17 protein-coding genes are annotated in these 21843 nt (G+C 45.8%); 9 read left to right on the top strand and 8 right to left on the bottom strand.

The annotated features are described in order from the left end of the window. Positions 1–656 precede the first annotated feature (656 nt). Positions 657–1511, bottom strand: a complete 855-nt coding sequence (locus tag SGRA_RS18105; protein WP_041329771.1) for a hypothetical protein — start codon at positions 1509–1511, stop codon at positions 657–659. Positions 1512–1537: 26 nt separating this feature from the next. After that, entirely contained in the window at positions 1538–6532 is a 4995-nt protein-coding gene (locus SGRA_RS18100; protein WP_015694267.1) for a hypothetical protein, read from the bottom strand. Positions 6533–7214: 682 nt separating this feature from the next. Here SGRA_RS18100 and SGRA_RS18090 point away from each other — a divergent pair. From SGRA_RS18090 to SGRA_RS18050, 8 genes are all read left to right on the top strand, one after another. Then, positions 7215–9032, top strand: coding sequence for a DUF8202 domain-containing protein (locus tag SGRA_RS18090; protein ID WP_245538588.1), 1818 nt, complete (start codon positions 7215–7217; stop codon positions 9030–9032). Positions 9033–9142: 110 nt separating this feature from the next. Continuing rightward, complete coding sequence (locus tag SGRA_RS18085; protein WP_015694264.1) at positions 9143–9619, top strand: hypothetical protein; 477 nt, start codon at positions 9143–9145, stop codon at positions 9617–9619. Next, complete coding sequence (locus SGRA_RS18080) at positions 9620–10090, top strand: TspO/MBR family protein (RefSeq protein ID WP_015694263.1); 471 nt, start codon at positions 9620–9622, stop codon at positions 10088–10090. 5 nt (positions 10091–10095) lie between these two features. Continuing rightward, positions 10096–10572 carry an Mpo1 family 2-hydroxy fatty acid dioxygenase gene (locus SGRA_RS18075; protein ID WP_041329997.1) on the top strand — a complete coding sequence of 159 codons (477 nt, stop codon included), beginning with the start codon at positions 10096–10098 and terminating at the stop codon, positions 10570–10572. A 246-nt stretch (positions 10573–10818) separates the two neighbouring features. After that, a complete protein-coding gene (locus SGRA_RS18065) occupies positions 10819–11535 on the top strand; it encodes a DUF434 domain-containing protein (protein ID WP_015694260.1) in 717 nt (238 codons plus the stop codon). A gap of 314 nt (positions 11536–11849) precedes the next feature. Then, positions 11850–12548 (top strand): SIR2 family NAD-dependent protein deacylase, encoded by a 699-nt coding sequence (locus tag SGRA_RS18060; protein ID WP_015694259.1) that lies wholly within the window; start codon positions 11850–11852, stop codon positions 12546–12548. Next, positions 12549–13103, top strand: a complete 555-nt coding sequence (locus SGRA_RS18055) for an NUDIX domain-containing protein (RefSeq protein WP_015694258.1) — start codon at positions 12549–12551, stop codon at positions 13101–13103. A gap of 79 nt (positions 13104–13182) precedes the next feature. Further along, positions 13183–14076 (top strand): EamA family transporter, encoded by an 894-nt coding sequence (locus tag SGRA_RS18050; protein ID WP_015694257.1) that lies wholly within the window; start codon positions 13183–13185, stop codon positions 14074–14076. 346 nt (positions 14077–14422) lie between these two features. Here SGRA_RS18050 and SGRA_RS18045 read toward each other — a convergent pair whose 3' ends face one another. Beyond that, positions 14423–16267 carry a tetratricopeptide repeat protein gene (locus SGRA_RS18045; RefSeq protein WP_015694256.1) on the bottom strand — a complete coding sequence of 615 codons (1845 nt, stop codon included), beginning with the start codon at positions 16265–16267 and terminating at the stop codon, positions 14423–14425. A gap of 143 nt (positions 16268–16410) precedes the next feature. Here SGRA_RS18045 and SGRA_RS18040 point away from each other — a divergent pair, with 143 nt between their 5' ends. Continuing rightward, positions 16411–16869 (top strand): peroxiredoxin, encoded by a 459-nt coding sequence (locus tag SGRA_RS18040; RefSeq protein ID WP_015694255.1) that lies wholly within the window; start codon positions 16411–16413, stop codon positions 16867–16869. Between the two features lie 46 nt (positions 16870–16915). Here the strand turns inward: SGRA_RS18040 and SGRA_RS18035 are convergent, their stop codons facing one another. From SGRA_RS18035 to SGRA_RS18000, 5 genes are all read right to left on the bottom strand, one after another. After that, complete coding sequence (locus SGRA_RS18035; RefSeq protein WP_015694254.1) at positions 16916–17815, bottom strand: helix-turn-helix domain-containing protein; 900 nt, start codon at positions 17813–17815, stop codon at positions 16916–16918. Positions 17816–18810: 995 nt separating this feature from the next. Next, on the bottom strand, positions 18811–19233 hold the full coding sequence (locus SGRA_RS18020; protein WP_015694251.1) for a hypothetical protein: 423 nt from the start codon (positions 19231–19233) through the stop codon (positions 18811–18813). Positions 19234–19267: 34 nt separating this feature from the next. After that, the gene (locus tag SGRA_RS18015; protein ID WP_148268397.1) at positions 19268–19543 is read right to left on the bottom strand and encodes a hypothetical protein; all 276 of its coding nucleotides are present in this window, start codon (positions 19541–19543) and stop codon (positions 19268–19270) included. Between the two features lie 352 nt (positions 19544–19895). Then, the gene (locus tag SGRA_RS23885) at positions 19896–20075 is read right to left on the bottom strand and encodes a hypothetical protein (protein ID WP_187288175.1); all 180 of its coding nucleotides are present in this window, start codon (positions 20073–20075) and stop codon (positions 19896–19898) included. 389 nt (positions 20076–20464) lie between these two features. Beyond that, a complete protein-coding gene (locus SGRA_RS18000) occupies positions 20465–21145 on the bottom strand; it encodes a leucine-rich repeat domain-containing protein (protein WP_015694247.1) in 681 nt (226 codons plus the stop codon). Positions 21146–21843: the final 698 nt, after the last annotated feature.

Raw genomic sequence — 21843 nt, 5'->3', positions numbered from 1 at the left:
CGGCCCAAAACCAGCCAGTCACTAAAAGATACTTTCTTTAGCTCTCTCCTTTTTTCAAAGCCCCCCAAGAAAAAGTTGAGGGACTAATAAACCCCAAAAAGCAAAACCAGCCATTGGATATGGCCCTTCTTTGCAAAAACAGATGAGCAAGGCTAATTATATAAGCAGTTGAGGCCCTTCAGGGCTGACTCCATTGGATTAGCCTAGGGGCTTGTCCCTAGGCGACTATTGGCCAAATTTTATTCTGATACACAAAATCCTGAACAGTCCCAACAAAAACCTAGCTCGAGCTAGTGAGAAGTTAGCTCATGGAGGTTTTCTATTAAGTTCAGTTAGTCTGCACTTTAACAAAAGTCTAACAAATCACCTAAGCCTCTGCCCCTAGACCGTAGAAAGAGCTACATTTAGTGCCGAAGCGGAAAGCCAAGAGCCGCACAACTGTTGAGCGGCCTAGCGATGTGCAGGGGTGGCCGAAGGCCAGACCAAGCGGGCGCAGCCCGCGCAGGGCCGAGCAGACCTGCGAGCCCTGAAGCGTAGCGCCGCAAGGCCGCAGGCCGCAGCGGAGGCCCCAAAAACAAAAAACCCTAGCAGAAAACTACTAGGGTCGATCTAACTATTCGAGCTCAGGAGTGATGAGTTCGGTACAACAAATTGTCTTAAATCAGGGCATATTGGTTGTGTGCGATAATGCCTGAACTACGGCGGCTAATTTGCAAAAAGCGTTTCTCGAAGCCATTGCCGAGGCTACCTTCATAGGCGGCCATACCGTCTAGGCCAGAGTTGCCGAGGACCAGAGCGAGTTTAGTCATCATTTGCTCGCTAGGCTTGGGAATGCGCAAGCCCATTTCGAGTAAACCAGTCTTTCCGAACTTGAAGAAGCTCTCCATATAGGCGGGTTCATCTTCTATCAGAACGCCCAACAAAGCATCGGGTAAAGGGTTAACATTTAGGGCTTTGGCTTGGCTAATATGCAATTGAGCATTTTCGCGGGCATTGGCCCCAAAGAGCTCAGTGGCAAAAAAGCTGTAGGTATCGGCCGCTAGAGAGCGGCCAAAAAGCACGGCTGCATCGGCTTCATGCTGGGCGTACCAAGCTTCAATTTGATCGCGATGCGTAGAGGCGGGGACCAGCTTTAGGGTTTGGCCCAGGGGATACATTCCAGAAAGGGCCCAGCCGGTATTTTGCAGGCTTTCGCCTAGCTCTAGGAAGAGCTGCAGCTTACCTTCGCCTGCGGCAATTTGCAGTCCTTTTTTAAAGACCTTGAGCTCATTGGCATTTAGTCCGGCCATTTTCACAAATTCGGCATAGCGGTTGGCCAGCAACTTATGGTCGCTAGATTCTACCCCCCAGCAGACATCAGATTGATTGAAAGCGGTGCTATTGAGCAGCCTAGTTTGCTCTTCCATGAAGGGGCGCATTTGGCCCAGCCATTGGCGGAGGAGGCCCTCCTTATCGTCGGTCATGAAAGGGAGGCTCATGAGCGCTCCTCTCATTCTAATTACAGATTCCATTTATAATTGATTGTGGGGTTGAATAATTAGGCTTTTGCATTTTCGGGAAGCTGTTGCCAGTTTTCGTAGTAGTCAGAAATATCGGACAAATGGTAGGTATCTCCTAATTTTATGGGCTCGGTCTCTCCGTCGCCATAATCTAGGGTATATTGGCCCCAAATTTTTCCAGTCACTACATCGGACAAAAAGTTTCCATCGCTTAGGCAAAGCTTAGCCGCCTGATAAAGGTCGACATACTCTTCGATAGAGTAGGTTTTGTTATCCTTTTCCATCCAAGAACTAAAGCCCGCCCAGATTGAGGTTTCTATGTTAATATAGGTGGCCATAGCGGCGCGAACAGCATCGGCTGACTCATAAGGCTGGGGCAACTTATTGCTCATGCTCAAGAGCTGGCCCAGAGAAAGGCTAGACAAATCTTGGCCAGGCGCCAAGCCCATAGCGCTTAGTTCATCGGCTGATTTCTTAGCCAATTCCTTAGCCATATTCTCCTTAAAGTTGGCTTGTGCTTCTTTGAGCGAGGCCAGCATTTCGGTTTTCACCTCTTCAGGATCAGGAAGTTCAACATCTTCGGGAAGATCTAAGTTGTTGAGTTTTTCCATCTTCTTAGAAACAAACTCATCAATTTGGGTCCCTAATGAGATATCCAGATTTTCATCGGCCTCTCCTTCGAGAACAGCATTAACGATATTGATGTAAACCTGAGGATTTTTCATATTAGCCGCCATAGCGCTAAAGAACTCGCTAGGATTTTCGGCAGCCACCAAATAGGTTTCTGTTCCTTCGTCCTCATCTTCGCCCCAGGCGTCATCAAAATTAAAGTTACTAGAAGCATCCTCTCCAAAGATAAGGTCTAGTGCTCCATCTTTGAGTTGACCAGCGCCTTCTGCCAATACGCCCTTAAGATAAGTGGCTGGCATAGAAAGAAAGAAATCCTTTCCCCAAGCCTGCAATTCAGCAGTTGTAGAGGTTACTGGATTTGTTTTCTCATGGAAGATACTATTTGTAATAGAATCGGCAATCAGATCAGCCATATCAGTAGGAGCTCCTAGTAGAATTTCCTTGAGGGGGTTCAAGAATAGGGTATCTTTATCTCCTCCAGTGATGCCTTTTTCAAGATTGGTCAATAGGCCCTTTAGGTCAATAGCATCTAAGGCAGCACCGGCCCAGAAAGTCATCATATTGGCCGTTTGGTTGGCAAGGAACTGGGCGACAAACTCGCTAGCTCCTCCATAGTTGTTCCCTTTTATGGCCATTTCTACGGCCTCATTGATCACCGTAGTAATAGCTGTAGAAGTCATGGCCCAAAGCATCTGCATAAGAACTGGAGCGGCGGGAATTCCAGCCATACTAGAAACAGCCATCAAAATAGATCCAGCAACAATAGAAACCACCATACGGAGGCGACCGTCATACTTCTCTTTAGTTTCTAGGAAGCGTTCTTGAGCGGCTTCTAGTTTTTCGCTAGCATCGGCTAGGTTTCCAGTGTATTTAGCCTGCTCTTCTGCCAGTACTTCGGGATCTGCAGTAGCTAGCGCATCGAGTTTTTCTCTTCCTTTCCAGCCTTCTTTGAGGAAGTTGGCGCCCTCATGCTCTTTTTGCTGCGATCTAGAGCTGAGTGAGCTCCATTGGATACCTTCTTGTAGTTGACGTTGGTACTCTACAGTAGAAATGGCCTTAATATCTGCCCCTAGCATCTGAATTTCAGCATCGCTAAGTCCAGCCTCACCCAAAACCCCTCGAATATCGTCTAGCTGAGCAGGATCTTCTAGGGCGGCGGCAATCTGTTCTCTCAAGCCCTTTTTAAAATCGGCAATTTTATCGCCAGAAGCAGTTTGATCGAGTTGTAGTTGAATATCCTTTTTGATGTCGAAGGCTCGAATTTGAGCAGAAACCTGCTGCAATTGCTTTTCTAGGGCCTCCATTTCCTCCACATCTTCCGCTGTTTGTGCAGCTTTGTCTTGGAGGGCTCTAATCTTCTCTACCAATTCTTTTTTGCTGGCAATCTGCCCCTTGAGCTTGGGAATATCGAACCAATCCTTGAGCAAGACCGTCGCATCTACTCCCTCGGTAAGGGCTTCAATATCTTCTAGGGGAACACGGCGTTGCAAGAAGGTATCATCTCGGCTATGCTTAAGCATATCGATAACAGAAGGCTTCTCTCCATGGAAAATTTGGTAGGTTAGGGCATCGACCTCTTTGCTAATCGTGTAGCCTAATTTACCCAATTCTGCCAAGACCTCCTGCATATCAATCCCTGAGTTTCTGGCCTCATAGGCAATATTGGCCAACATGGCCTTAGAGGTATCGCTTTTATGCTCTTCTGCCATACGGGCAGCCCAATACATTGGCGTTTCCTTGCGCTTTTCTTCCTCAGCTTGAGCAGCCTTAATTTCGGCCTTGCTCATCATTTTGTGCCGCTTGGGCTTGCTGATCATTTCGGCAGTGGCGCTATCTGTAGCCGTCGCTTCAATCTCCGGATCAGCAATTTTTGTTTGCCATTCGAGCAATTCAACAAGCTCTTGGTCCCCCGCTTTTCTAGCCTCTTCAATTAGAGAGGGAGCAGGAGGTAGACCGAGTTTGGCCATGGCCACTTTCCACTCCGCTTTTTCGGTATCGCCCTTAAAGGTACCATTTAAGGCATTTTGTTTTAGGCGTTGGAGCATGCCGATGTCCTGCTTGATCGCTACAATTTCCTTAGAATCTGGATCTAGGTCCTTAATTACCTTCATGGCCTTTTCGGCTACAAAAAAGTTACTATCAGTGAGCTTTTCTAATTGGCGGTAATTGTCGCCTCTAGCCCCATCACTATCTACCATATCCAGAATTTTGACCATATAGTCATCATGGATAGCGGCCTCTTTAAGGATGGGAATCAGATGTTTCTTGGCCTTATTTAAAATGGCCGTTTTCCGATTTGGATCTGTGTTGGGATTAGTAAACTCTGCCAATTCTGCGGCAGTACAGAACTTCATGATGAGGGTTTCCTGGGGAGACTCTACATTCTCTCCAAAGAGCAAATCTTGCATCTTTTGGCCCATTTCCTCATTCTGTTTCCACTTGCTGTAGCTTCCTTTCTGCGCCTGCTGTTTGGCCAGCTGCTTCATTTGATCAATAACGCGAGTAGACTCTTGGCCCTGAACAGGCTCTGAATGAAACTCGATCAAAGAACGCAAATAAGCAGCTTCGCTGTCTTTTAGACCTGTAAATACGCCATCAGCAGAGTCTTTTAGTTTTTTAGAAAACTCACTGTTGCTATTCAAAACAGCCGCCCGTTCTTCAGGAGTAGAGTTTTCTAACCACTCATTGATCACTTTTTTGAGGCCCTCAAAATCATTACCTAGGCGGTTGAAGCTCGCCATAAGGTAGTAATCGCTCTTAGAGGTATAGCTTTTTCCCGTGGTATTATTGATGGTCTGCAACTCTTGGCTAACATCATCCTCTCGCTTGAGCAAAGAGAGCGCCTGCATTTGAGCCCGATATTTATCCTTGCCTCCAATCTTCTGGTTAATGGCCAGGGCAAAACGATCTGATTTTGCCTTATTGATATCTAGAATCGTATCAATTTCTGCAGAAGAAAGCGCTGAATTCATATAGGCAAAAGCATCGCCTACTTCTTTGGCAAACCAGCCCTTGCCCAAGAGGCCAAGTGCCATGGCCGGACGAACAAAGTTGGAAACGCTATCCTGATAATGCTGCTTTAGGTAGAGAAACTGCAAGCTTTCGGCCCCAAATACTTTTTGTAGATCAGGCAAAATGCCCAAGCTGTTATGACCAAAAATTTCTACTACGGCCTTACGATATTCTTGGTCCAAGGCAAAGTCATCACTGTCCACCAACCAAAGTGTAACCGCAGAGAAAAGTGTATCAGAAGAAGAAGCTTTGCCGCCTTTGAGCAATTCTGCCAATTTTCTGGCCCGCTCATCTACGCTGCTGTTTAGCATTTCTGCCGCCCGCTCCGATGAAGCAGCAGAACCCGCCCGCTCTTCAAACATTTTAGTGCCCTGAGCGGCAGCTTTCTCCATATCGCTATCGCCTAGCTGGCCATTGCCTGCATTGATTTGCTGACGAAGCTGGGCAATGGCATTGGCTTGCTTACGCTCGGTGCTATTTCGGCCAGCAGCAGGATAACGCTGCTCCCAGGCGTCCATATTTGCTATTAGGCGCTTGAGCAAGGCTGGCCCCGCAATGGGGTCATTCTTCACCTTTTCATATTCTTCTAAGGCCTTACAGATGTTTTTGTACTGATCGCTCCAACCCCAACCCGGACTTCCTCCAATACTCTTGAATGCCCCAGCAGAAAAGAGCTCTACAGGCGCTTTTTCTACATGAAGGTTAGAAACAAAATCATAAACCTCATCATAAAATTTAGAGGCGGTGGTGTACTCCTCGGGCAGATCGGCAAACTTCTTTCTAAAGTTTTCTACAAACTGCTTGAGGTTGGCCACTACTTTTTGCTTAAGCTCTGGCTTACTGTCCATCACCCCAGCTTGCAATTGCTCAAAAGCTTGCTTCACTTTGGCATTGATCGCCTTTTGCTCCACCGCATTTTCTTCCTCCTGAACTTCAGGCGCTTGAGCAACAACAGCATTTTCCTCTGCTCCCAGTTCACTGCCATCGGCATTGACGAACTTGAAGTTATATTTATTTTTAAGGGCCTTTTTGAGCTGCTTCAAAATGGGCGCCTTAGAGGTTCCTTTGCTCACGATCAAACAAATAGTCGCATCGCCTTCCGCTACACCTTCTATATAGGCCTTGCCCACACTGACCATCTTTTTGTTCTTTTTTAGCTCTTCCTTGGCGATTTTTTTCCAAGCGGGAGCCAAAAAACCGACCACCAAAATGGGCGTCTCCTTGGGGTTATCCGAGTACTTATAGTCTACTTTCAAAAAATATCCCGTAGCTGTTTCTGGACTGTTGTGGTCCACAGCCAGCTCTTCCCCCCAAGACAGGTAGAACTTTTTGTACTTTGGCCAAGCCAAGCCAGCCTGAAACTCCTCTGGCTTTATCTTTTTAATTTTCATCTAAAACGCTTTGTTCGGTTAACAAATTTTGACATGTCTCAATTTAAGGCAAGCCATAGAAAATGGCCTTTTTTCAGGGTGGACAATTGGTTCTTTTTTCCTTTTTTTTGGGGCCCGCGGCCGCCCCAATTAGGGCGGGCGGCCGCCGCTATGCTGCGCCGCTCGCAAGTCTGCTCGGCCCTTCGTTTTTTTCGCTCTGCTCAAAAAACTCGGTCTGGCCTGACGGCCACGGCTGCGCAGCGCTGGGCCATGGCTCGCTTCGCTCGCAGGCGGCTTCGCCGCCTTTTTAAGGCCTAGCGCTGGGAGCTAGTGCGGCACAGCCGCAGACCAAAGCCCGCAGGGCTGCAGGGCCGAGCGAATAGCGAGCTAGCGGACATAGCGCCACAAGCGTAGCGCAGTGGAGGCCCCAAACCCCTAATGAAATTTAAGCGGTTAGTTAATTTAATATTAAAAACTAAGACTTTAACATTCAGAATATAATTCTATGGAAAAAATATTAGACAGAATACTATTCCTACAAATTAGCTTCACGCTTTAATTATCCCACGCAAAAAACATATTAAATAAAACTATAATGTATTTCGGGCCAAAATTGAGGCTATACATTCGTACGATTTTTTCCGTTCATTTTGTGACTTAGCTGTCCCTCAGCTATCTATATGAATATATGAAACCAATAACAATGATGAATAAGAATTTTTACTTACTCCTAGCCCTCCTTTTTTCTCAGCAGCTTGTACAAGCGCAATTTGGCCCCGCAGGCGTGGGCAATAGCAGCAATAATGGCCTTTGGCTGGCCGCAGATGCCATTCCCGAAGTGGCCGATGGAACGCCTATCAGTTTTTGGCCCGACCAAAGCGGAAATGCCAACCATGCCCAACATGCCGTAGCAGGCCGCCAACCCACTTATGTTAGCAACTCCAATATCAATGGCCAACCGGCCCTTCTTTTTGATGGCAGCAACGACCAAATGATTGTGCCCGATGCCGATATTTTAGATGGTAGCAATGGCCTGACCTTCTTCTCTGTCGTTCGAGGCAATAATATTGATGGCAACCCAAGAGGTATTTTTGGCAAACGCATTACCTATACCGTTAGTGTGGAATATGCCTATACCTTCTTTTTTTGGAACAGCAATAATATTACGGCCGATATTCATACCCAAAACAACCGTTTTTCTACTTCAAACAGCTTTAGCAATGGCGTAAACTATATGCCTAGCCTTATTTTTGATGGTAGTCTGGCCAGTAGCCAAAGAAGTAAAATTTATGAGCGTGGACAGCTTATTCGCACAGCGGCAGAGAGCTCTAGCACGCTGCCCAACTCCAACCAAGACCTCTGTATCGGCGCCCTTAATGTTGATTATGGGACCTATTTTGGTGGCGAATATGCCGAGCTTATCCAGTTCAATTATGCGCTTAATTCGGCCCAAAGAGTAATTGTCGAAAACTATCTAGCGGCCAAATACAATATGACTATCGCCCGCGACTATTTCAGCTTTAAGAATACCTATGGACATGAGGTGGCCGGTATTGGCCGAGATGATGTCAATAACCTACATGATGATGCCCAAGGCTCTTCTTTTATCCGCATCAATAATCCCTCAAATATGGAGGATGGCGAGTTTTTACTCTGGGGCCACAACAATGCCGATATTAGTACTAATAATACCAGCGATGTGGATGGAACAATCATCGAAGCCCGCCTCAACAGAAGCTGGCGCATGCAAGAAACTGGCGATCTAGGAGCCGTTGATATCATTTTTGATGTAGCCCAATTCAATCGTTTCGACCTCAATGACCTCCGTTTGTTGATTGACCGAGATGGCGACGGTTTTGCTGATAATGATGTCCCTGTTCGTATGGGCACGCCTGTTGGCGCCACGCAAATTTTATTTGCCAATGTAGAGCTAGAAGATGGCGATATTGTGACATTGGGTTCTATCAATGAGGCCATCACCCCACTTCCGCTAGATTTAATTCGCTTTGAGGTAAATCAAGCAGAAGAAAACAAGGCCCAATGGAGCTGGCAAACGGCCCAAGAAGAAAACCTTTTGGAGTTTGAGCTCCTGCATAGCCTAGATGGCCTAGACTGGCAGAGCGAAACCCTCATTGCCGCTCGCAACCAAAACGAAATTCAGAACTATAGCTACCTACAGGAAGAGTTGGGCCCTGGCCAACATTATTTCCGCCTCAAAATTTGGGAAGAAGATGGCAGCTATAGCTTCTCTTCGGTTAAATCGCTTTTTGTAGACAGTGAGCAAGCAATACTTACACTTTTCCCTAATCCCGCCAAAGATTGGGTAGAAATTAGCAGCTCTCAAAGCTTAGAAAATACTAATTTACAAGCCTTTAATCAACTAGGGCAAGCCCTTCCGCTGCAGGTTCAACAAAATGGGCAAAACCTGCGTTTACCTATTAATGACTGGCCTGCGGGGCAATATATTATTCGCCTAGAACAAAATGGAATTGTCCGCAATTTGCGCCTAATCAAGCCATAAAGAACTATCGGTCTATCTGCCAGTCTTCGGACTGGCTTTTTTTATGCCTCAAATGGCCCTTTTTTGCTGCAAAAAACTTAATTTAATGGACAAACTCATCAAAATTACTAATGAATAAAGAACATCTGCTAAAAATTGGGCAGCAAGAAATTGACCTGCTTGCCCTGGCCCAAATGGCCCCAGAAACCCTGATCCCCATTTTAGAGCAAATTTACTTTGACGGCTATCAAGCGGGCAAGGCCGCAGCCCCCCAGGCTCCAAAAACAACGGAAGAAGTCGTAATTAAGAAGGAAAGTAGCGAGGAAATTCGCATTTCCCTAGCCACCATCCAAGATGAAACGGTCTCTACCGAAGACCCCTTGCACAAAAGAATGCGAGAAATGGAGGAAATGGTCTACCGCTTCAAGCGCCCTGGCTTTGTCCTTTATCGCCTCAATGGCACCGAAGAAGAATACCTAATGGGAAAATACAATTATAGTAGCCTACCCATGAAAGCCCTTGTTTTTGATAGCCTAGAAGAGGCCAAAGCGCATAAAGATGCCTATTGGGGCGCCTATTATGAAGAGCTCAAAATACGTCAAGTCTAAATGAAAAATTGGTCCTTTTGGCAACGTTTACTTTTGGCCCTACTCCTTTGTTTTGGAGTAGCCGCCCTAGGCGGCTGGGCTAATGCTCAAGGCTTGGAAGATTGGTACCCTCAACTCCAAAAGCCCAGCTTTAATCCCCCAGGCTACCTCTTTGGCCCCGTCTGGACCCTACTCTATACGCTAATGGCCATTGCCTGGGCAATGGTAGAAGGCAAAGGCAATAGTGCCAAAGCCCGCTTTGTCTTCCTGCTGCAGTTGGGCCTCAACGGACTTTGGTCTTTTCTCTTCTTTTTTGCCCAATCTCCCGGCGCCGCTTTGGTCGAAATTGCCCTACTTTGGGCCAGTATTTTTTACTGCATCCGCCTATTTTGGTCCATACAGCCCAAAGCCGCCTACCTCCTATTTCCCTACTTGGCCTGGGTCAGCTTTGCCGCCCTGCTCAATGCCAGTATTTACCTCCTCAACAGCTAATGGATATGCCAAAGCGAGCCATCGATACCCTTCTCGAAAAGTATGGCGAAAGCCACCAAAATTCTATCAATAAGGCCATTCACTGGATTTGCGTGCCTACAATTATGTTTAGCCTGCTCGGGCTGCTGTATAGTATTCCCTTTTTTATCGAGCCTGCACCCTTGCTCAATTGGGCCAGCATTTTGGTCGGCCTCACTTTTATCTATTATCTGCGGCTATCGCTGCCCATTTTCCTGGGCTTTCTGCCCATTGGCCTCGGCCTATTGTATGGCAATCATTATCTGGCCCAAGCCAGCGCTAGTTGGGGCCTCGCCTACGGTTGGCTAGCCTTTGGCCTCTTCTTTATCGCCTGGATTGGCCAGTTTATCGGCCACAAAATTGAAGGCGCCAAACCCTCTTTTTTAGAGGATCTGCAGTTTTTGTTGGTGGGCCCCGCCTGGCTGCTGCACTTTATCTATAAGTCGATCGGTATTAAGTATTAAGTTTTGGGGCCTCCGCTGCGGCTGCGCCTTGCGGCGCTACGTTCCACAGCTCGCTATTACTTGCTTCGCTGCGTCGGCTCCCGTTGGTCGGGTCGCTCGGCCCTGCGGCGGCAAAGCCGCCTTGGTCTGGCCTTCGGCCACTGCTCCACATCGCTAGGCCAAATGAAAACTTGCTGCGCAAGAAAAACGCCCTACGGGCGCCCAACTACTCCCCCCACTTTTTATATAACCCCTTGAAATAAGAAAATGAAACATAGAGGAAAACACCCTCAGGATAAACAATTATTTGGACAACAAACCCAACTCTGGAGCCTGCAAGAGGCCGTTAGAGATCTCTCCTTTTTATTGGACCGCGGCTATGCCGAAAAATCTGCCTCCGAACTCGTAGGCAATCGCTACCGCCTCCGCAAAAGACAAAAAAAGGCCCTGCTCCTCATGAGCTCTGGCCAAGAAGCCCAAGCCAATCGCCTCAACAAACAAATTCCAGCCGAAATGCTGGCTGGCGAAACGCTCTATATTGATGGCTATAATTTACTCATTGGCATGGAGGCCGCCCTCTCTAAGGGCTATTTGCTAGAATGTGAAGATGGCCAAATCCGAGACCTGGCCTCTGTACACGGTAGCTACAAAAAAGTGATGGAAACCCAAAAGGCTATCGAAATTATGGGCCAAGCCCTTTTGGACCTAGAAGTAGAAAAAGCACATTGGATTTTTGACCGCCCCATTTCTAATTCTGGCAAACTCAAACAAGAAATGCTGCAAATGGCCAAAGAAAATAATTGGCCCTGGGAGGTAGAGCTCGCTTTTAATCCCGATAAAGAATTGGTGCAGTTAAATAAACTAACCGCCAGCTCCGATGCCTGGATTTTGGACCGTGTAGACCGCTCTTTCAACTTCATGAGCTATTTGGTCCGCAATTATGTCCCTGACGCTGAGCTGATTAGCCTTTACGAAATGGCCTAAACAAAAAAAGAGGCTGCTCCTATTCGGAACAGCCTCCCCTAAAAACCCAAACAAATAAACACAAAGACAATACAAATGTAGGGATTAGATTTTAATCCACAAATCCCTGTCACTTTTTTTTCCAACTTTAACATTTAAGGGGCAAGCTTTACAGGAGCGAAGCGACGCGGCTGAGGGATGGAAAGTGGGGCGGCGCAGCCGCAGACCCAGGGGCTGAAGCGAAGCGAAAGCCCCGCAGGGCCGAGCAGACCTGCGAGCCACGACACAGCCCGACCCGCCCGCAGGGCGGGGCAGCCCCAAAAAAATATAAACAGATGTCAGAAAAATTAAAGGTCGTCATTTTGACGGGTGCAGGAATCAGTGCCGAATCGGGCATACAGACTTTTCGAGATGCCAATGGACTTTGGGAGGGGCATGATGTGATGCAGGTAGCTAGCCCAGAAGGCTTTGCCCAAAACCCGGCTTTGGTCCTTGATTTTTATAACCAAAGGCGGGCGCAACTGCATGAGGTGGCGCCCAATGCGGGGCATTTGGCCCTCAAGGATTTGGAGGCGCATTTTGAGGTGGCCGTGATTACCCAAAATGTGGACGATTTGCATGAGCGGGCGGGTAGCAGTCGGGTTTTGCATTTGCATGGCGAGCTGTTTAAGAAGCGCTCTAGCCTAGATCCCGAAAATATTCAGCCTTGTAAAGAAGATATTTTGTTGGGCCAAACTTGTCCAAAAGGCGGGCAATGGCGGCCGCATATCGTTTGGTTTGGAGAAGATGTGCCTATGCTGGGCGTGGCTGCGGCTTGGGCCGAATTAGCCGATATTTTTATTGTGGTGGGGACCTCTATGCAGGTCTATCCCGCAGCGGGTTTGATTCATTATGTCCCCAAAGCCTCGCCTAAGTTTTATGTAGATCCCAAGCCCGCCCAACTGCCTCATCTAGATAATTTGAAAGTTTTGGCGGAGCCTGCCACAACGGGCCTGCCCGCTTTGGTGGCCGAACTGATTGAAAAATACGGATAAATGGAAGAGAAAAATCCCTGGACCTTTTTGTCGCGCAAAAAAATATATAACAATCCCTGGATTGAGTTGGAGGAAGACCAAGTTTTGGACCCTAGCGGTAAAGCGGGCATTTATGGGGTCGTTCACTTTAAGAATATTGCGGTGGGCGTGATTCCGATAGATGCCGAGGGCTACACCTATTTGGTGGGCCAATATCGCTATCCGCTCTCGGCCTATAGCTGGGAAATTCCCGAAGGGGGCTGCCCCAAAACGGAGTCCCCTTTGGCGGCTGCCCAAAGAGAACTCTTAGAGGAAACTGGCCTGCGGGCCAAAAAATGGCGGCCTTTATTGCAGCTGCACACCTCCAATTCTGTCACAGATGAATCGGGCATCGTCTATTTGGCCCAAGAGCTCAGCCAAGGCCAGGCCCAGCCCGAAAGCAGCGAAGAACTTCGGCTTTGGCGCCTGCCTTTGGCCCAAGCCATTGAGATGGCCCTAAATGATGAAATTACGGATGTGATTTCGCAGGCGGCCCTCTTCAAGCTAAAAATTTTAATGGATAAAGATGAGTTGTAAATAGATTTATCTATTTTGTGCGCCCTTTGGCCTGTTATGGACCAAAGGGCTTTTTTTATGACCTTTTTTAGCATACTTCATGGGACAATTGAAAGGAATTTTGCTGGTGGCCGCTGGGGCCTGCAGCTATGGCGTTTTGGCCACTTTTGTAAAAATGGCGACCAATGATGGCGGCCATATTGGCAATTTGACCTTGGGTCAGTTTGTTTGGGGCATTTTGATCCTCTTTATTTTGCGCTTGCTCTTTGGTGGCAAGGCCAAAAAGGCGGTTGCGCCCGCCTCTCTAAAAGAAAAAGGGCAGCTGTTGTTGGCCGGAACGGCCATGGGCCTGACTAGTACCTTTTATTATTTGGCCATCCAATATATTCCCGTTTCGGTGGGCATTATTTTGCTCATGCAAGCCATCTGGATGGGCATTTTGTTAGAAGCTGTATTAGAGCGCAAGTTTCCGCCCCTCATTAAAATTATGGCCGCCGCTATCGTTTTGGTCGGTACCTTTTTAGCCACGGGAATTTTGGGCCAAGAAGAATCCCTAAGCCTTGATTGGCGCGGCTTGGCCTTTGGTTTGGCCGCCGCTTCTAGCTATACCGTCACCCTTTATTCTTCCAACCGAGTGGTGTTGCGTCTGCCCAATTTGGAGCGCAGCTATTTTATGGTTTGGGGCGGATTGATCATCACGGTTTTGTTCTGGAACCTCAGCCTAATCGACAATTTCGGCTGGGCCGATTTTGCTAGCTGGGGACTGCTAATTGCGGTTTTTGGGACCGTCCTCCCTCCTATTTTGCTCAATGAAGGCATGCCGATTACGGGCACGGGTTTGGGCAGTATCATCGCCTCTATGGAAATTCCCGTCTCTATTCTTTTTGCCTATGTTTTGCTCAATGAGCAGGTGGGCAGCCTACAATGGCTGGGGGTTGGCTTAATTCTGGCTGCCGTCTTTTGGATCAACTGGCCCAAAAAGGCCAAAGCCTAATCATAAAGTGAAAACGAGCTTCAGTTCGTTTTCGCTTTTTCTTTTTTGGGGGCTGCCCCTTCGGGTCGGGCTATGCGGCAGCTCGCTGCTCGCTCGGCCCTGCGGCGCTGCGCGCCTAGGTCTGGCCTGCGGCCACTGCCTACTATCCCTCAGCCAGATTTAATCGCGCTGCTTTGGCCATGGTTGGCTATGAATTTTTGGCTAGGCCAGCTATTTTTTAAGGGCATAGCCTTCGCTATGGTCGAGAAAAATAGGGACGACTAGCCGAAAATTGCTGCAAACTATAAAAGTAAGTGCGTTTAAATCTGGCTATTGCCTGCGGCCCTTCGGGCCTGTAGGACGCCAATTAACGCAAAGAAGGATCTAAGCGAATGGCCTTTTTTCTATACTTATCGGCCTCGGCCAAATTGCCCAAACGCTTATGGCTATGGGCCAAGGTCAAATAAGCTTTGGCAAATTTGGGGTCTTTTTCAATAATTTTCTCCGCCTCATCAATGGCATCTAAAAAGCGGTTGGTTTCAATATAATTGACGCAAATATGATATTGAGCATCAATAAAATAGGGATCTAAGGCCAGGGCTTTTTCAAAATTCTGGATCGAAAGATCATTTTTCTTTTGGCGCAAATAGCTCAGGCCTAGGGCAAAGTAAAATTGTTTCTCTTTGGGGTTTTTAGCAATAGCTTGCTCAAAACTTTCGGCAGACTCCTGAAAGCGGTTCAGTTTATACAAGCTACTTCCTAGCTGATAGTAGCTATAAGCATCTTGCATTCCCGCCTCGATACAAGCCTTAAAATAGGCAGCGGCCTCACTATACTTCTCCGCCTGATAATGAATATCGCCTAGGGCCGAATAGGCTTTGGCATGGCCGGGAGTGAGGGCTACGGTTTTGGCAAATTCCTTTTGGGCCTTTAGGCTATTGCCCACCTCTAGGTAATTGAGGCCCAAATTAAAATGCAGGGCGGCTTCATCTCCATGTTTGGCTATGGCTTCTTCTAGAACCTCAATAGCTTTTTGATAATTTCCATTTTTTCGGTACTCACTAGCCAGTTGTCCATATTCGGCCAGATCGTTTTGGATATCCACCTGCAGCTCTCCGCTTTTGTCTAGTTTTTTGGCCCTAGCCAAGGCTTTTTGACTCTCTTTTTTCCGCCCTAACTGCAGCAGTGTTTTGGACCAATAATAGTAGAGCTCTGCCGATTGTATTTTTGGGGCTAGCTTGGCCAAAAAAGGCTCGGCTTTCTCCATATTATTGCCCAAATAATAGCTAAGGGCCAAATGCTTGGCCAAGTCTTTTTTCTTGGGTTGCTTTTGGTAGGCTGTTTCTAGCAGGGCTTGGGCCTCTTCATAGTTTCTATCATTGTAGTAGAGAATCCCTAAATTGTAATTACTATTAAAATGCCGGTCATCTAGGGCCAAAGCCGCTTCATATTGCTCAATAGCGGCCGTTCGTTCCCCCAATTGCTGCTCGCAAAGGGCCCAAAGATAATAGAAATCGGCTTGACTCACTTGGCCCGAAAAAGCCTGCAGTTGGCCTCGCGCCTGCTGGTACTCTCCTTTTCGATAAAGGGCCAAAGCAGCATTATACACCTTATCAGAAGGGCTGCTGCGCTCCTCCTTGATCACTTGCTCCTCTTTTGGGGCCTCTTTCTGGGCCAAATAGCGCTCTATTTGCTCCAAAGATTGCAAGGCTTTTCTATCTGTAGGCGATATATCTAAACTCTGCTCCAAGGCTTTTTTGGCCGCCGCCCATTCTTCTAGCTGAATATAAGTTTGCGATAAATTGAAATGCAAATCAAAATCATGTGGGGCCAGTTTTAGTGCAGCCAAATAGGCCAGCACCGCTTTATCTAGCTGCCCCATTTGCTCATAGCAACTGATCAAACTGCGATGCGCATAGTAAAAGTCTGGAGATTCCTGAATAGCCTGCTCAAAAAGAGGAGCAGCCGTTTCATAGTCTCTACTTTGGTAATAGCTCAGGGCCGTATTATAGGCCTTTATGGCCGCCTTGTTTTGGGCCAATAGCGTTCCGCTAAACAATAACAAACTAATAAGGAGTAACTTGGGCGTCATGGCTTTTGGTTTTGAGTGGCGGGGCAAAATAAAGGGAATATCTAAAATACGTAGTTTTTCCTGTTCTGTTGTTGCCCCATCCTCCTTTTTAGCTAAATTAGGTAGCTTGCATAGGTACAAATACAGCTAATTAACTGATTATCCTTGCTTTATGTAAGTAAATTTAAAGTTAATCTAAAGTACTAGGCACAGAAGAATGCCCTGAAAGCCAACAAAAGGCCCTCGATTTTGTTATGGGGAAAAAATCAACAACTTCTAATTGTATGAGTAAGATCAGTTTAGGCGATAGCCTCCCTGCCTTTCGTTTGCAGGACCAAGATGGGCAGTGGCTCACAGAACAAGACTTTTTGGGCCAGGCTTTGGTCCTTTATTTTTATCCCAAAGATGATACCCCTGGCTGCACGGCAGAAGCCTGCGCATTTAGGGACCAATTTGAGGTCTTTTCGGACTTAGGGGCAAAGGTGGTTGGCGTGAGTGCCGATGGACCAGAAAAACACAAGAAATTTGCGAGCAAACACCGCCTACCCTTCCGCTTGCTTAGTGATAGCAAAAAGGAATTACGCAAAAAGTTTGGCGTTCCGGGCAGCTTGTTTGGCCTTCTACCTGGCCGGGTAACTTATATCTTTAATGCCGAGGGCAAGTTAATTCATGAGTTTAGCTCGCAATTTAATGCCGTTCAGCATATTGAAGAGGCCTTAGACAGCCTAAAAAAGGAAGCTTAAATACCAAAGGAGCAAACAGTTAACTGTTTGCTCCTTTCCTTTTTCTCTAAGCTCGCTTTCGGTATTCTTTGGGAGTCAGCCCTGTTTTGGCCTTAAACATTCGGCTGAAATAATGTGGATAATTATAGCCCAACTGATAGGCTAATTCACTAATGCTAAACGCTGATTGCAACAGAAGCAATTTGGCTTTCTCGACTACAAATTGCTGTACTTTTTCCTTTACCCCATAGCCTGTTTCTTTTTTGATGAGATCGCTGAGGTAGTTGGCCGAAAGCTGCAATTCAGCCGCAAAGTAGCCCACTGCAGGCTGTCCCTCTTCTGCAAAACGGCCTTCTTGATAATAGGTCTTTAACAACTGCTCAAAGCGGCTGAGTAGATCGCTATTTTGAGCAGAACGAGTATTAAATTGCCGTTGATAATAGCGCTGGCTATACGTCAATAGCAACTGCAGATGGTCCACAATCACGTCTTGAGTATGATCATCTATTCTACCCGCTAATTCTTCTTGAATTAAATCCGCACAGCGATTTAAGATAGTTTGCTCGGCCGCAGAAAGATGCAAAGCCTCATGCACCTCATAAGAGAAAAAATGATACTCATCTATTTTCTGCCCCAACTGCTTATTGCGGATAAGGTCCGGATGAAAGAAAATCATCCAGCCCCTTCGTTCTCCTTTTTTCTGGCTTTCCTGCATGCTGCTGATCTGCCCAGCCGCAGTAAACAAAAGCACTCCCTCTGAAAAATCATAGCTATTTCGGCCATAATTCATCCCACAGCCCCCATCTTTTAGGGCAATACTATAGAGCTGCAAACAGAATTTTTGCGCCAGTAAGTCTTCGCTAATCTCCCACTCACTAACATCGACCACCGAAATAAGCGGATGCTGAGGAGCAGGCAATCCAGCCATTTTATGCAGCTGGCTAAGAGAATCTATTTCTATAATCATCAGAGACTTATTTTTAAGTTCTGTACTAAGGTCGGGCAAAAAAGAAGAAGAGAAAAACAGAAATCTCGGAAATTAGCACAGAAAACCCTTTTTAAGCGCCCTAAGCAGGAATGAAGCGATAAAAAACGAACCAAAGGAGTACAATTCCTACTAATCAGGATGCCGTTTTTTTGGGGCCTGCCGCCTACGGCGGCCGGGCCCTTGCAGGGCTCGCAGGTCTGCTCGGCCCTGCGCCAGCAAGCTGGCTTGGTCTGCCGCTGCGCGGCCCCCTTTCAGGCCCCTAGGCCAAGTCGCTTCGCTCCTTTGCGGCGGCTTCGCCGCCTGCTCGCTGTGGCTGCAGGTTGAAACCAGCAGCCATACAACAACCCCATTCTACATCTATAGTGCGGAGAGGATTAAAATCCTCTACCGCTTTGAACAAGGATTATTTTTTCTTCGGTTGTTTGATTTTGTTTCCCCCATAAATTTCATAGGAACCCTAGGGCCAAGGCCCTAGGCTATCGAAAAAATCGTCATCCCCTCATTCGAGGGGATTTTCTGTTCCACTAGGCTGCATCAGCAAAGAAGGGCTAAAATGTTTATTTATGGAGGGTTTCAACCCTCCATTGAACACAAAAATGCATTCGTTAATTGGCTGTAGGTTTCAACCTACAGGCCCATATAGCAGGCCCGTAGGGCCGCAGGCCTAGCGATGGTAGGCAGTGCGGCGAAGCCGCAGACCAAGCAAAAACTTGTTTTTTGCGCAGGGCCGAGCGAGCAGCGAGCTGCCGAACGTAGCCCGAAGGCGGGAGGCCCCAACTGCCAATCAATACAGATGGGACGACTAGTACGGATGAGCAGCTGCTTTCCCTCTGAATTGGCCACCAGATTTTAGTTTCTTAAAGACTTTTTTTTCAAATCTCTTCTATTTTTTTGTCCACAATTATATCTTTTTTTTGTTCAAAAAGAATTTATTTTATGTGTAATACAGTTTCATGAACAGTCTCGACGAAAACCTATTTACGGCTATATTTCCCTATAGCTGCTGGCAAGCCATTATTCACCTCAACATATCCAATTTGGTTTTCTAACAAATACTCTGGCCTTATTATTCTAGTTTTCGTATTGTAATAGAATTTCTTTTCATCAAATTCATGTAAAAATAATATTCTTGTCACCCTCTCTCTATTCTTACAAGTATCTAAATAGCTGGCTCCATCCTCCATAAGACTGAATTTTCCTTCCCTGTATTTACAATGAGAATAATTTCGAGTCTCCAGAATATGCATTTCATAACCATTATCCATCTCTAATACATCTTTCAATGTCAGAGAAACTTTAGTTCCACTACACTCCTTCTCAATACATGAGTTTAGCATAAAAAACATGGCTATTCCCAACACTAATCTCTGTAAAAAACCTGTACTAGTTAGAATCATAAAAACCTATCTTTTTTTGTTTAAAAACCTATCATCATTTAGGAACAGCTATACCTAGCTCATTAAATTTTAATGGCATCTGAGCTCTAGTCCTCCAAGATCTGTAAGCTTTATCTAGACTCGCATTATAATTTGTTTTTCCATTTTTTGATGTATAAATTGGCATAATTTGCCCTGGATGAGACATCTTACTATCGACAAACTGTATAGCATCTACAATCGCCATGGCCCACATAACTCGAGAAATTCCTTTTAAGCCAAAAGTTAAAGTAGCTGCTCCTATTGCAGTTTTTCCTATACTTTTGGGCAAAGTATATAACTAGCACAGACAACTACTTACTTCCTAGTTGCATGAGAAGAAGACTTAGTGCGAAAAAAATATTTCTGAAAAAAAAGCCAAATAACACCACCGGTTAATGTTCCATAAAAAGCAACATGTAGAAACAGAAAAAATATAGATATTTCACCTAGTTCGCTCCAATTTACTGGGAACCTAAAAAGAAAATTCATAAAGGCTCTAAATCCTGTTGCCTCCTTCCAGAAAGGCCCAAAGAAAGTAAAATAAAAAATAAGATACAAAAAGTACAAAAAGCAACCTAATACAATAAATATAAAAAATTTTTTCATGATTTTTTTTACAACTACGCTATTACTAATCATCTTTAATTCAATTTCTTTTTGGCCAAGCGGTTGCCCATGGGGTCGTACTCATATTGCAATACCGAAGGCCCCGGCTTGCCCGCCTCAAAATGAACCTCTTGCACCTTGCCCTGTACGTTCCAGACAATCTCCTCAATCTGCTCCGAGCTATCTCGAACCAAATTGCCGATTTCGTCATACACATAGTTCTGTGAGGATGTTTTTTTGGGGCCTGCCGCCTTTGGCGGCCGGGCTGTGTCAGAGCTTGCAGGTCTGCTCGGCCCTTCGCAAAATTCGCTAGGCTCATTTTGCTCGGTCTGCGGCTGCGCCGCCCCCTTTTCCATCCCTAGGCCGTTTGGCCTTCGGCCATGGGCCCTCTTCGAGGGCCTTTAAAAGAGATCTATCATAAATAAAGTTTCACCAAGTCTCATATTTAGCTTTCATTTTTCTATCTAACAACCTTAAGCTCTCTGCATTTAAAGGGTTTCCATAGATATTAAATATTCTATATCTCCTATCGAAAACAGACAGTGGAATTTCTTTAATTTTATTCATAGCTACAACAATATCAATTCGCTTATCTTGCCTCAAATTAGTTAAACAAAGAGGATATTCTGTAAATACTATTCCATGAAATATCTACTGTATACAAATACTTCAAACTATCTAATGCAGGAAGATCAGTTAGTTGATTTTCATTTAAGTTCAATGATTTTAGCTGCCTAACTCTTAGTATAGATTCAGGTAGTTGCTTGAGTTGATTTTTTTCATAATATAGTACCTCTAAATTTTTCATATTTGCTAAAACAGCAAATACTTGTTCATGATTTATATTGGGAGACTCATATATTTGAATCCAGCTCAGATCTGTTATCTCTGTACAGATAGGAGGAAGGCTATCTATATCACAAGCCAAAAAACCAATTTTTATCAAGCTTTCGTAATCAACTAAAGAAGTTAAAGGCGCCCCATTTAGATTACGAGCATGATAAAAATTCAGATGCTTTGTTTTAACTAGACAGGGAAGTATTAACTCTAAATTTAGATCTCCATGTATACTTGTTATTTCCAAGTTAGGAAATTGAGTTTTAAAATTTTCTACGGTAAAAAAGCTCCTATCCAAAGCTCCTACATTTTCAGCATTCAAAACAATGCCTTTGATTCTACGCTTATTTATTTTATCGAGTCGATCAAAGTCTTCAAATCTATAAATACTACAAGAACAAATCAACAAGAATAAAACACTATATTTTAACAGCTTAATTACTAACATCAAAACCTATTTTTGTTGGATATTTTGAAGGATCATATGGCCTTGTTGCACAAATAAACCATTCCAAACCAGCCAGTTACAAAAAAACCTTGCGAATTAGGCATAAAAAAAGGGACAAGCCCCGTAGATTTAAGTTTTTTCGACGAACAATAAAACCTCGAGCTGTCCCATGACAAATGTAGAAAAACCTTACAGAATTACGCACTAACCAACAGATTTTATACCGCCCAAGGAGAGTTTCTTTTTAATGTTTGGTTTCCGCCTAAAACCATCGGCCCATATCATTTATAGCAAACAAGGGCTTTAGCCCGTCAGTTTGCATAGTCTACAACCATGGGCTTCAGCCCATGGGCCCAAAACTGCCCAGCTGCCCAAAGACGCTTTCTTTTCCTCCTCCTTTTTTAAAACGCCCAAGAAAAAGTTGAGGGACTAATATTAAAATTTTGTGTGTGCCTCTTTTGCTGCCTAGGGACAAGCCCCTAGGCTAGCTATTGCGGACAGCCCTCTGCGAGGGCCTTTGGATATGGCTCTTCTCTGCAATCACAACAGAGCAAAGCCGTAAATCATAATTTAAAGCCCTTTAGGGCTGACTCCATTGGATTAGCCTAGGGGCTTGTCCCTAGGCGATGAATGGCAGGCGGCAAAGCCGCCATGGCCGAAGGCCAAACGGCCCAGCGCTGCGAAGGGGTGGCCGAAGG

The organism is Saprospira grandis str. Lewin (assembly GCF_000250635.1).
Taxonomy (GTDB): domain Bacteria; phylum Bacteroidota; class Bacteroidia; order Chitinophagales; family Saprospiraceae; genus Saprospira; species Saprospira grandis.
This window is presented reverse-complemented; position numbering and strand designations above follow the sequence as displayed.

Excerpts from the sequence above, each read along its gene's own strand:
- SGRA_RS18105 (WP_041329771.1), bottom strand. The coding sequence starts at position 1,511 with ATGGAATCTGTAATTAGAATGAGAGGAGCGCTCATGAGCCTCCCTTTC.
- SGRA_RS18100 (WP_015694267.1), bottom strand. The coding sequence starts at position 6,532 with ATGAAAATTAAAAAGATAAAGCCAGAGGAGTTTCAGGCTGGCTTGGCT.
- SGRA_RS18090 (WP_245538588.1), top strand. The coding sequence starts at position 7,215 with ATGATGAATAAGAATTTTTACTTACTCCTAGCCCTCCTTTTTTCTCAG.
- SGRA_RS18085 (WP_015694264.1), top strand. The coding sequence starts at position 9,143 with ATGAATAAAGAACATCTGCTAAAAATTGGGCAGCAAGAAATTGACCTG.
- SGRA_RS18080 (WP_015694263.1), top strand. The coding sequence starts at position 9,620 with ATGAAAAATTGGTCCTTTTGGCAACGTTTACTTTTGGCCCTACTCCTT.
- SGRA_RS18075 (WP_041329997.1), top strand. The coding sequence starts at position 10,096 with ATGCCAAAGCGAGCCATCGATACCCTTCTCGAAAAGTATGGCGAAAGC.
- SGRA_RS18065 (WP_015694260.1), top strand. The coding sequence starts at position 10,819 with ATGAAACATAGAGGAAAACACCCTCAGGATAAACAATTATTTGGACAA.
- SGRA_RS18060 (WP_015694259.1), top strand. The coding sequence starts at position 11,850 with ATGTCAGAAAAATTAAAGGTCGTCATTTTGACGGGTGCAGGAATCAGT.
- SGRA_RS18055 (WP_015694258.1), top strand. The coding sequence starts at position 12,549 with ATGGAAGAGAAAAATCCCTGGACCTTTTTGTCGCGCAAAAAAATATAT.
- SGRA_RS18050 (WP_015694257.1), top strand. The coding sequence starts at position 13,183 with ATGGGACAATTGAAAGGAATTTTGCTGGTGGCCGCTGGGGCCTGCAGC.
- SGRA_RS18040 (WP_015694255.1), top strand. The coding sequence starts at position 16,411 with ATGAGTAAGATCAGTTTAGGCGATAGCCTCCCTGCCTTTCGTTTGCAG.
- SGRA_RS18035 (WP_015694254.1), bottom strand. The coding sequence starts at position 17,815 with ATGATTATAGAAATAGATTCTCTTAGCCAGCTGCATAAAATGGCTGGA.
- SGRA_RS18020 (WP_015694251.1), bottom strand. The coding sequence starts at position 19,233 with ATGATTCTAACTAGTACAGGTTTTTTACAGAGATTAGTGTTGGGAATA.
- SGRA_RS18000 (WP_015694247.1), bottom strand. The coding sequence starts at position 21,145 with ATGTTAGTAATTAAGCTGTTAAAATATAGTGTTTTATTCTTGTTGATT.